We start from the raw sequence: 9,897 nt of genomic DNA, 5'->3' as shown, positions 1-9,897 counted from the left end.
CGATACGTCGACGCCAACTCGACGAGCGTGCGCACGGAGAAGCCGGTGCCGCCCTTGACGATCTCGCCGTCCTGCTCCGCGGCGCGCGCCGGCCCGGCGATGTCGAGGTGGGCCCACGGCACGCCGTCGACGAACTCCTGGAGGAACAGCGCGGCGGCAATGGTGCCGGCCTGGCCGGGCGCGCCGATGTTCTTGATATCCGCGATGTCGGAGTCGATGTGCTTGCGGTAGATCGCCGGCAGTGGCATCTCCCACACGAGCTCGCCGGCGTTGGCCGCCGCGTCCTTCACCTTCTGCACCAGCGTCTCGTTGTTCCCGAGCACCGCGGCAATGCGGCTGCCGAGGGCGACGACCTGCGCGCCGGTCAGCGTGGCGACGTCGACGATGGCGTTCGGCTTCTCCTCCGCCGCCAGCGATAGGCCGTCGCTGAGCACGAGACGGCCCTCGGCGTCGGTGTTGAGCACTTCCATCGTGACGCCGTTGCGGGCGCGCAACACGTCGCCGGGCTTGATCGCCTTGGGACCCGGCATGTTCTCGGTGCAGCACGCCAGCGCGACAACGCGGGTCTTGACGCCGAGCGCGGCACACGCCGCGGTGGCGTTGAGCACGGCGGCGGCGCCGCCCATATCGGTCTTCATCGTCTCCATGCCCTGTGCCGTCTTGAGCGACAGGCCACCGGAGTCGAACGTGATGCCCTTGCCCACGAAGAACAGCGTCTTGCGCGCGCCGGGCGGGTTGTACTCGAGACGGATCAGGCGCGGCGGCTGATCGGATCCGAGCGACACGCCCCGCAGCGCGCCGAGGCGCTCCTTCTCGATCTGCTTCTCGTCCCACACCGTGAGCTTGAGCGCCGGCGACTCGGCCGCCAGCTGCTTGACGGCCGCGGCGAGATCGGTCGGCGTCAGCTCACCCGCGGGCTCGTTGACCCAGTCGCGGGCGTTGCACTGGAAGCGGGCGACGACGGCGCCACGGTCGAGGCCCTGCTGCATCTTCGCCTTGGCCGTCGTGAGCACGAACACCTCGCTCAGCGCGTCGGCCTCCCCCGCCTTCTTCAGGCGCGTGAACTTGTAGGTGCCGAGAATGACGCCCTCGGCGATCGCCTGGCCCATCGCCTTCATGTCGACGGCCGTCGGTTGACCGACCCACGCCGCCACCTTGCCGAAGCGCCGCGCGGCGCGCGCCGCCACCGCGAACGCGCTGCGCACGACGTCGGTCGTCACGTCCGCCTCGTTGCCGATCCCGACGCCGATGATCGTGGTGCCGTTGGGCCCCGGCACCGAGTGCGTGTTGTTCGGCTTGCCGGTGATGCCGCTCGTCGTCAGGTGGGCGGCATCGAGGTACTCCGCGCCCACCGCCGCCGGCGGCACGTAGGGCCCGTCGGGGGTGGAGAGGATCGGCACGATGAAGGCGTCGACATCGGCCGGTGCGTCCTTGGTGGCGGTGAAGGTGATGGCCATCTAGTTGACGTCCTTTGCTTGCAGGGTGGCGTCGCCCTCGGCCCAGCGCGCCAGCGCCCACAGCAGGCTCGAGAGACGGTTGAGATACGGCAGCGCCAGGCAGTGCTCGTCGTCGCCGACGGCGGCCAGGGCGTGACGCTCGGCGCGGCGCACGACGGTGCGCGCCACGTCGAGCGCGGCGGCGCCGGCGTTCTGTCCCGGCACCACGAACTCCTTGGGGACTTCGAAGTGCGACTCGGCGACCTCGACGTGACGCTCGAGGGCAGCCAGCATCGCGGCGTCGGTCTTCGAGCCGGCGCCGAGCTTGTGACGGTTCTCGGGCAGCGTGGCCAGCTCCGCCATCAGCACCCACAGGTCGCGGGCGACGTGGACGAGCAGTTCGTCGATCTCGCTGCCCGGGGCGAAGTGCGTGCGGGCGACGCCGATGAAGGCCTGCGCCTCGTCGACCGCGCCATACGCCATCGGCAGCGCCGAGTCCTTCGCCACGCGCCCGCCGTAGAGCAGACCCGTCGTGCCGTCGTCGCCCTTACCCGTGTAGTGCGCCATGCAGGGGTGCACGCTACCGTCGCCGCCGTTATGTATCCGTGCCAAGGACTGCGTGTGCTCGACATGTCGCGTGTCGTCGCGGGTCCGATCGCCGGGCGGATCCTGAGCGACCTCGGCGCCGATGTGGTCAAGCTCGAACCGCCCGAGGGCGACGTGACGCGTGTGTGGGGCCAGAAGCGCCACGGCCTGTCGGGCTTCTACACCCAGCAGAACGCCGGCAAGCGCAACGTGTGCATCGACCTGCGCGCCGACGGCGCCGCCGACACGGTGCGCGCGCTGGCCGCACGCGCCGACATCGTGATCGAGAACTTCCGCGCCGGCGTGCTCGACCGCCTCGGCGTCGGCTACGACGACCTGCGCGCCGCCAACCCCGGCCTCATCATGTTGTCGGTGTCGGGCTTCGGTCGCGGGGGTCCGGAATCCGGACGCCCGGCGTACGCGCCGAGCGTGCAGGCCGAGACTGGCCTCGTCCACCGCCAAGCGCAGTTCGACGACAGGTGGCCCACCGACCCGATGCTGTCGATCGCCGACAACTACTCCGGTCTGCACGGCACCATTGCGGTGCTCGCTGCGTTGCGCGTGCGCGACCAGACCGGCGTCGGCCAGCACATCGACATGGCGATGTTCGACGCCATGATCTTCACCGACGACTACGCCCACCACGCCGTCGACGACGAGCCCGTCGTGCGCCTCGGCGGCGACGTGTACGACACCTGCATCGGCCCCGTCCTCTTCGCCGGCCAGTTGCGCACTATCTGGGCCGGGCTCAAGTCCCAGATCGACGACCCAGCACCGGGCGACGTGCCGATCGCGGACAAAGCGCGGCTGCGCAAGCAGGCGGTGCAGGACTGGGCGCTCACCTTCGACAACTTCGACGACCTCGCCGCCGCCCTCGACAAGGCCGGCCTCGCCTACGGCGTCGTGAAGGATCAGTTCGACGTCGTGCGCTCGCCCACCGCCCAGCACCGCGGCACCGTGGCCGAGATCGACGACAACGGCGGCGCCGGCGGCCGCCGCGGCGTCGTGCAGACGCCGTATCGCTTCTCCGACGCCGACTCCGGCGTGCGCGGCCCCGCGCCCCATCGCGGCCAGCACAACACCGAGGTGCTCAAGGAATGGGCCGGCCTCGACGACGCCACGATCGCCGCCCTCGCCGCCCGCGGCGTGCTACAGACAGATCGATGAGTGTGCACACGCGGTACGAGACGATTACGGCGAATGACGGGGGGACGTTCGAGGCGTTCTGTGCGGTCCCCGAGTCCGGAAGTGGGCCGGGCATCTTGTTGTTCCAGGAGATCTTCGGCATCAACGACAACATCCGTGACTTGGCGACGCGTCTCGCCGACGAGGGCTACGTCGTGCTGGCGCCCGACATGTTCTGGCGCCTCGAGCCGCGCTTCGAACGCAAGGACGAGTCGGGCATGGGCGACGCCTTCGCCATGGTGCAGCGCTTCGACTTCGCCCAAGGCATCGACGACATCCAGGCGACCCACGCCCACCTGCTGGCCATGCCCGAGTGCACCGGCAAGGTCGGCGCCGTCGGCTTCTGCCTCGGTGGTGGTCTCGCCTTCGCCGCCGCCGCGCTCAGCCGTGTCGACGGGCGCGGGCCCGACGCCGCGGTCTGTTACTACGGCTCGCCTGTCAACTCACTGCTCGAACACGCGGACAAGGCCACGTGCGCGCTGGTGTTCCACTACGGAGACAACGACGCGTTCATTTCCGGCGAGCTGATCGCCGATGTCGAGCGCGCCTTCGAAGGCCGCGACAACGTGACGGTGCACCACTACGACGCCGGCCACGCCTTCAGCAACAACGACGCCCCGTCGATGTGGAACGAAGCCGCGGCCAACGAAGCGTGGGAACGCACCCTCGAGTTCTTCCGCGGCGCCCTCGCCTGACGCGTCAGCGCTAGCCGCGGCTCACGCACACCACACAGCGAACTTGCGTCGTGGTGGTCGTGGTCGTATCGGTCGTGGCCGCCTGCGCCGGCGATGCCGCCGCATCGTCGGACACCGGCGAACCGACCAGTCGCCCCACCACGACGTAGCGCTGCCGCGCCGAATGCTTCGGGTGGCACGAGAACAGCGTGAAGGTGGCGTCGTCGGTTTGCGCGGCGATCCAGGTGGCGTCGGGATCCACGACGAAGTGATCGGTGACGGCGTACACGAACTCGCCCTGCGGACGCTCGAACACCACGACGTCGCCCGGCTCGAGCTCGTCGATGTTCACGAACGGATGGGTGAAGGTCACGCGGTGGCCGGCGAACACGGTGTTGCCGAGGTGCCCCGGCTCCGCCGTCCCCGGCCAGTGCGACGGCCCGAAGTCGATCTCGTCGGGGTCGATGCCTTCGTAGGTCGCGACGTCGAGGCCGATGCGCGGGATGCGGATACGGCCCGTAGCGACCGGCGCGACGCGTCGCGGCGTCGCCACGCGCTCGACTTGCGGCGGTGGTGCCGCGATCGTGACGACGGCGGGCAGTGTCGTCGGCGCAGGTACTACGGCCGCCGGCGCGCGGCCTGAGCGCCGCTCGCTCAATGCCCGCGGCGATTCGGTGTGCGCGCTGACGACGAACACCGTCGTCGCCAGCGCCGCGACGGCGAGGCGCGTCCAGCGCAGCAGCCAACGCATCAGCGCCGGGCGCGGCGGAAGCGCCACCCGTACTCGGCCGTCGCCACCACCGCACCGCCGAACAACATCAGCGCGACGCTCGACAACGACAGCCGGACACCGGCCGGCGCCTCCGTCGCCGCGGCGCCGAGCGCGCGGTTCCCGCTGCGCCGCCGCGTCACCTTGACCACTGTCGGCGCGGTGGTCGTCGATGACGTCGGCGGCGGCGGCGGCAGCGTCGACGGCGTCGCCGACGCCTTGACTGCGGCCGCGACCAACGGCTTGGACGTGTCCGGCTCAGGGGCGAGCGGCACCGCCGCTTTGACCGGTGCGGGGTGCGGCTGGGGCGCCACGCCGACGGGCTCCGGCGCCACCGTCATCGGACCGGACTCGGGCGTCTTGAAGTCGACGGTGACCCAGATGAGCCCGTTGGCATCAGCGACACCGACACCGATGGAACGGAAATTCGGATCGGTGATGTTGCGGTAATGGCCGGGGCTGGCCTCGAACGCTGCCTCGATGTCGTCGACCGTGGGGCCCTCGCCGACGTTCTCCCCGATCCGTGACCAGTTGACCACTTGGTCCTCAAGGTTCGGGTTGTGGCTGAGGTCGTTGTTGCTCGCCATCACGGCCGACCACGCGCGCGCCACGTCGGCCATCTGGGTGTCCACGACGAGCGGCACCAGGCCGCGTGACAAGCGCAGCGCGTTGGTGCGCGCCACGAACTGCAGTTCCTCGGTGCGCGGCTCGGCGCGCGCCCCGACGGCGAACGACCACAAGACCGCCACCCCAACCACGACGACGCCTCCCCGGCGCCTCGTGGGCGCTAGGGCGTACATACCTCGATCGAGCCCGCGGGCGGTTCGTCGACGCCGGCGCAGTAGCCCGGCAGCTTCGCTTCGGCGCGGGCCGCCGCAACGGCCGGCAGCGCCAGTCCCGCCACCACGGCAGCAATCAGCGCCGCTACCTGGGGAACTATTTGTACTCTTCGCCACATGTGAGCTCCTTCAAGTCGTGAACCACTCGACGGAACTCCACTGCTGGGGAGGCACGTGCTTACAGAAAATTCGCGGAAATTGGCCGACACCTGGCCGACGGTGTCGGCCCGAGCCATCGCATCGCTGTGCCGGCGCGGTGTGGCCCGCGAGCGCGCCGAGGACGCCGTGCTCGAAGCCATCACGCGTGCGATCGCGCGCGACGTCCCGTACAGCGACGCCGAGGACCTGCTGCGGTGGGTGCACATCGTGGCGTGGCGGATCGTCCTCGACGACCGCAAGCGCGACCGCCGCCTCGTCTACGACACCCCCGACAGCGTCGCGCCCGACGACCCGTCGCTCGCCGCCGAGTTGCGCCTGCGCGTCGAGAAGCTAGGGGGCCTCGTGAGCGGGCTCAGCCTCGCGGACTACAACGCCTTGGTGGCCGTGCCGGCATCGGGACTCGATCGCCGCGACGCCACACGACTGGCGGTGCGCCGCCACCGCGTGCGGGCCAAGCTGCTGCGGATGCTCGAGGGCGCCGCCGCCGCGGCCGCCTGGTTGCGTCGCCGCGGCCGTCGCCCGAGCCGGGGCAACGTCGTCGCCGCCGCCACTGTCCCGCCGGCGCTGTTGTTGTCACTCGCCGTGCTGCTGCCCCACGCGATGCCACTACCCGAGCCGGCCGCGTCCAATCCTGGCACCGTCGCGGAGACGATCCGCATCGACGCCCCGAGCCCGCCGACAACGCCGGCGCACGCCCTGGCGCGCGTGAACACGTCGCGTCGCTCACCGGCCGCGCCACCGGGGACCGGATTGCCGCGTGTCGACCTGGCGCATCCCGGCCCGTTCGGTGACGGCCACGCATGGATCCGACCCAAGGAGCCCGACGATCACCTCGCCTGCGCGCACCTCGCCGTCGGCGGCGCCCTCTGCGTCGAGGCACCCGCGCAGCTGACGGGCTAGCGACCGACGGACGCCTTGGTCTCGTGTCTAATCGGGTTCGAGGAGGCCGCGGTCGGCGAGGAGTTGCAGGCCGCGGGTGACGTGGGCTTCGGGCAGGCCGAGGTGCTCGGCGAGGCCGTGGGCGTTGAGCGTGCCGTCGAGGGCGTGCAGCAGGGGGATCAACAACTCGGTGGCGGCGCGGCCCTGGAACAGCGCCGGCGGACCGCCGTTGACCACGGCGACGCCGTCGACGAGGGGCACCACTTCGAGACCCACGGCGAGGCGCGGCGGGTTCACGCCGCTCCCCCGTCGACGCAGCGGCACCCGTGCATCGGCACCACCCGTCCCTCGACGACTTCGCCGTCACCGCTGACGCGCCGCACCATGCCGAGCAGGTGATGGGGCACGCGGGTGACGCCGTCCTTCACCACCGCATTGTGGATCTGGCCGATCTCGTTGGCCGCCACCGTCGTCAGCGCTTGCAGCGCCGCGGTGGGCGGCGGCACCACGGCGCGCATCCAGTACTCGCGGATGGCGTCGTGCACCGCCACGTTGCTGGCGTGCTGACGCTCGCGCGCCTCGTAACACGAGAAGCACGGACCGCCGGGTGCCACCACCGGCCCGATCTGCAAGCGTCCGTGATAGCCCCACACCGGCACGAACGGCTGGCGGTTGGTGTCGAGGTCGTGGACGACGGTGAGCGCCGGGCGCGACGCCACCACGACGACGAGTGCGTCGTCGCCCATCGCGTCGGACGGTCCGTCGTGGTGCACGCCACGGTCGCGCAACACGTTGCGCACGTCGCGACCGAACAGGCCGACGCCTACGACGAGCAGCCTCACGGCGCCACCCGCGCCAAGCGCGCGTGGTCGGCCCAGCCCACGGTCGGAGGAATCGGGCTCAGGCCTGGCACCACGACGCGCACCGCACTCAGCCCGACGCGGCGCAATTCGTCGGTCGTCAGGTCGACGGCGTAACCGGCAAGGCCAACGCGGCGCAGCCGGCCCACGAGTGCGGGCTTGGCCAGGTCGACCGGCGCGTCGCTGACGTCCGGCGCGACGTAAGCCGGCGACGATTGGGGTACGAACGTCGGCGCCTCGATCGGATACAGGTGTCGTCCCGCGCGCGCCCGGCGCAACGACAAGTCGACGCGCGCGGAGGCGCGGGCCTCGACCATCGTGGCCGCCGCCGCGATGCCGACGTGATCGTGCGCCTCGCCTTCCACCAGCGCGCACGGGATGCCGACGTCGCCGGTGATGTCGAACACCACGCCTTCGTCTCCGGGATAGGCGATGCGCGGCAACGGCGCTTCGCGCGTCGTGGCGACGGCGAACGCGTCGCGGGCGACGAGGTCGAGCAGACCGGTGAGCACCGCCGCGCCAAGGTCGGCGCCGATGGCGAGCCCGGCGCGCGACGGAGGCCAGAACGCCTCCGGTTCGACGGCCACCGGCAAGGCAATGTGCACCAGGATCGCCGGCACCCACGTGGGGCGCCCGTCGTCGAGAGCGAAGCCTTCGACCCAGCGGATGCGGTCGATCGTCTCGAGCGGCGCCACCCGCGCCAGTTCTTCGACCGGCAGCGCTTCGTCGCCCAACTCGTCGGCGCTGGCCCACTGCATCTGGGGCGCGTCCCACGACGCGGCGGCATACAGCGCCAGCGCGTCGCGCACGGCGTCGTCCTCGGTGACGCCCGCGCCGACCAGCGCCGGCGCATGCTCGGGGTGCCGGCCCCGGCCCGCCGACGCGAGGAACACGTCGTCGACGCCGCGCACGGCGGAGACGACACCGCCGATCGGGCTTACGAGCGCGTGCAGGTCAAGGGGTGCGATGCGGCGACCGTAGTGCGTCGCCGTAGATGCGCTCTTGCGCCTCGGCCACCGTGGCGGGTGCGAGCGCGGTGGCGCGGTCGTGGCCGCGCGCCGCGAGTGCGGCGCGCAACTCGGGATCGTCCACGAGGCGCACGATGGCGGCGCGCAACGCCTCCGCGTTCGGCTCGACGATGAGAGCGGCATCGGCGAGGAATTCAGCCACTCCCGACGTCCGCGTGACGACCACGGGCCGCTGACCGCTCGCCGCCTCGATGGCGAAGTTGCCGAAGTTCTCGGTGACCGATGGCAGCACCGCGATGTGCGACTCGGCGATCAGCCGGTCGCGCTCCGCGGGCGTCACCCAACCGTGCATGACGACGCGGCCGGGCGGCAACGTGGCGGTCGCGACGCGCAGCGCCTCACTCGTGCCGTCCTGGTCGTCGGGCCCGGCGATGGTGAGCTGCACATTGTCGAGCGGACGGACGGCCTCGACGAGATTCAGCAACCCCTTGGTGCGACAGATGCGACCGACGAACAGCAGCCGCGCGCGGTCGGTGACGGCGGGAGCGGGTCGCGGGGCGGACGCGGCGACGGCCACCGGGTTGGGCCGGATGTCGAGGCGCGGCAGCGTGAACTTCGACTCGAGTTGTCGCCGCTCGACTTCGCTCGTGGCGATGATCGTCCGGGCGCCGGCGAGCTGGGCCGTGGTGATGAACCGGTCCACCGCGCTCTTGAGCAGCACGTTGCGCAACTGCGCCGGCACCATGCCCAGCGGCTCGATGACATAAGGAATGCGGCGCCGCCGTGCTTGGCGCGTCACCGCATAGCCGAGGCCGTCGCGCAAACCGCAGACGTGGACAACGTCGAAGTCCCAGTCAAGACGGCGCAGTTCCCCCGGCGCCGGAATCGGCGACCAGCGATAGCGCGCCACCGTCTTCAAGTAGTGCGCGGTGTAGCCATCGATCGTGTCGACTCGCGCCGGCACGCGCGAGCGGTTCGGGCCGTAGTCCGCGGTGAGCACCGTGACCTCGTGACCGCGCGCCACGAGTCCTTCGGCCAGCAACGCCACCTTGGTGACCGGCCCGCCGAAGTCGGGAGCCTGGAGGAACGCGGCCACCGATATCGCGACACGCAAGCGTCCGGTCGGCGGCATAGCCCAGCGAGCGTAACGATGTCCGCGCAGTAGCGTTCGGGACCGATGATCGACTGGCGTGCGGCGCTGCGACGGCCGCGTGAGGTCTATGCCCGGACCCGACACCAGTTGCACCAAGCGCGCGAGGTCGCGCGCGGTCTGAGCCTCGACGTCGCGGCCAGCACGGAGGTGCGCCAGGCGACGTTGCGTGCGCTCGCCGAGATCGACGCCCGCCTCGACGTCGCCGAAGCTGCCTTCGCCGATCGCATCGCGGACGTTCTCGTCGAGCGGCCGAGCCTGGCCGACACGTTCGTCAGGCGACTCGTCGGCGGTTCCGTCGACGACCTCACCAACGGGGTAGCCGAGCTGCTCACGTTCGAGCACGGCGCCAACAGCTTCCAGTCGCAGGCCGGACTGTGGGTCAACTCACCG

General features: G+C 71.1%; 13 protein-coding genes. 4 read left to right on the top strand and 9 right to left on the bottom strand.

Going from position 1 to position 9,897, the window contains the following annotated elements:
* Both VHC63_09435 and VHC63_09430 read right to left on the bottom strand, forming a co-directional pair.
* Positions 1 to 1,457: leucyl aminopeptidase (locus tag VHC63_09435; protein ID HVV36810.1), on the bottom strand; the 1,457-nt coding region annotated here is incomplete at its 3' end.
* Positions 1,458 to 2,003: a cob(I)yrinic acid a,c-diamide adenosyltransferase gene (locus VHC63_09430; protein HVV36809.1), complete on the bottom strand. Its 546-nt coding sequence runs from the start codon at positions 2,001 to 2,003 to the stop codon at positions 1,458 to 1,460.
* A 30-nt stretch (positions 2,004 to 2,033) separates the two neighbouring features.
* Here VHC63_09430 and VHC63_09425 point away from each other — a divergent pair, with 30 nt between their 5' ends.
* Both VHC63_09425 and VHC63_09420 read left to right on the top strand, forming a co-directional pair.
* Positions 2,034 to 3,188: a CaiB/BaiF CoA-transferase family protein gene (locus VHC63_09425; GenBank protein HVV36808.1), complete on the top strand. Its 1,155-nt coding sequence runs from the start codon at positions 2,034 to 2,036 to the stop codon at positions 3,186 to 3,188.
* A complete protein-coding gene (locus VHC63_09420) occupies positions 3,185 to 3,901 on the top strand; it encodes a dienelactone hydrolase family protein (GenBank protein ID HVV36807.1) in 717 nt (238 codons plus the stop codon). The genes VHC63_09425 and VHC63_09420 overlap by 4 nt, the downstream gene beginning before the upstream one ends.
* Before the next feature lie 10 nt (positions 3,902 to 3,911).
* On the opposite strand, the gene VHC63_09415 is transcribed toward VHC63_09420, so the two are convergent.
* The 3 genes from VHC63_09415 to VHC63_09405 are packed head-to-tail and all read right to left on the bottom strand — an operon-like array spanning position 3,912 to position 5,607.
* On the bottom strand, positions 3,912 to 4,658 hold the full coding sequence (locus tag VHC63_09415; protein ID HVV36806.1) for a sortase: 747 nt from the start codon (positions 4,656 to 4,658) through the stop codon (positions 3,912 to 3,914).
* Positions 4,631 to 5,398: a CAP domain-containing protein gene (locus VHC63_09410; protein HVV36805.1), complete on the bottom strand. Its 768-nt coding sequence runs from the start codon at positions 5,396 to 5,398 to the stop codon at positions 4,631 to 4,633. The genes VHC63_09415 and VHC63_09410 overlap by 28 nt, the downstream gene beginning before the upstream one ends.
* A gap of 38 nt (positions 5,399 to 5,436) precedes the next feature.
* Positions 5,437 to 5,607, bottom strand: coding sequence for a hypothetical protein (locus VHC63_09405; GenBank protein ID HVV36804.1), 171 nt, complete (start codon positions 5,605 to 5,607; stop codon positions 5,437 to 5,439).
* 79 nt (positions 5,608 to 5,686) lie between these two features.
* Between VHC63_09405 and VHC63_09400 the strand changes: the two genes are divergently transcribed.
* Complete coding sequence (locus VHC63_09400; GenBank protein ID HVV36803.1) at positions 5,687 to 6,547, top strand: hypothetical protein; 861 nt, start codon at positions 5,687 to 5,689, stop codon at positions 6,545 to 6,547.
* 27 nt (positions 6,548 to 6,574) lie between these two features.
* Here the strand turns inward: VHC63_09400 and VHC63_09395 are convergent, their stop codons facing one another.
* The 4 genes from VHC63_09395 to VHC63_09380 are packed head-to-tail and all read right to left on the bottom strand — an operon-like array spanning position 6,575 to position 9,486.
* A complete protein-coding gene (locus tag VHC63_09395; protein ID HVV36802.1) occupies positions 6,575 to 6,823 on the bottom strand; it encodes a hypothetical protein in 249 nt (82 codons plus the stop codon).
* Positions 6,820 to 7,368 carry a hypothetical protein gene (locus VHC63_09390; GenBank protein ID HVV36801.1) on the bottom strand — a complete coding sequence of 183 codons (549 nt, stop codon included), beginning with the start codon at positions 7,366 to 7,368 and terminating at the stop codon, positions 6,820 to 6,822. Before VHC63_09390 ends, VHC63_09395 begins: the two co-directional genes overlap by 4 nt.
* Positions 7,365 to 8,297, bottom strand: coding sequence for a YcaO-like family protein (locus VHC63_09385; protein HVV36800.1), 933 nt, complete (start codon positions 8,295 to 8,297; stop codon positions 7,365 to 7,367). Before VHC63_09385 ends, VHC63_09390 begins: the two co-directional genes overlap by 4 nt.
* A 43-nt stretch (positions 8,298 to 8,340) precedes the next feature.
* The gene (locus VHC63_09380) at positions 8,341 to 9,486 is read right to left on the bottom strand and encodes a glycosyltransferase (protein HVV36799.1); all 1,146 of its coding nucleotides are present in this window, start codon (positions 9,484 to 9,486) and stop codon (positions 8,341 to 8,343) included.
* A 45-nt stretch (positions 9,487 to 9,531) separates the two neighbouring features.
* On the opposite strand from VHC63_09380, the gene VHC63_09375 reads away from it, so the two are divergent.
* Positions 9,532 to 9,897: hypothetical protein (locus tag VHC63_09375; GenBank protein HVV36798.1), on the top strand; the 366-nt coding region annotated here is incomplete at its 3' end.

This window comes from Acidimicrobiales bacterium (assembly GCA_035546775.1).
GTDB lineage: Bacteria > Actinomycetota > Acidimicrobiia > Acidimicrobiales > JACCXE01 > JACCXE01.
Note: the sequence above shows the minus strand (reverse complement) of the source record. Positions and strands in the feature narration are given on the sequence as shown.

Excerpts from the sequence above, each read along its gene's own strand:
- VHC63_09430 (HVV36809.1), bottom strand. The coding sequence starts at position 2,003 with ATGGCGCACTACACGGGTAAGGGCGACGACGGCACGACGGGTCTGCTC.
- VHC63_09425 (HVV36808.1), top strand. The coding sequence starts at position 2,034 with ATGTATCCGTGCCAAGGACTGCGTGTGCTCGACATGTCGCGTGTCGTC.
- VHC63_09420 (HVV36807.1), top strand. The coding sequence starts at position 3,185 with ATGAGTGTGCACACGCGGTACGAGACGATTACGGCGAATGACGGGGGG.
- VHC63_09405 (HVV36804.1), bottom strand. The coding sequence starts at position 5,607 with ATGTGGCGAAGAGTACAAATAGTTCCCCAGGTAGCGGCGCTGATTGCT.
- VHC63_09380 (HVV36799.1), bottom strand. The coding sequence starts at position 9,486 with ATGCCGCCGACCGGACGCTTGCGTGTCGCGATATCGGTGGCCGCGTTC.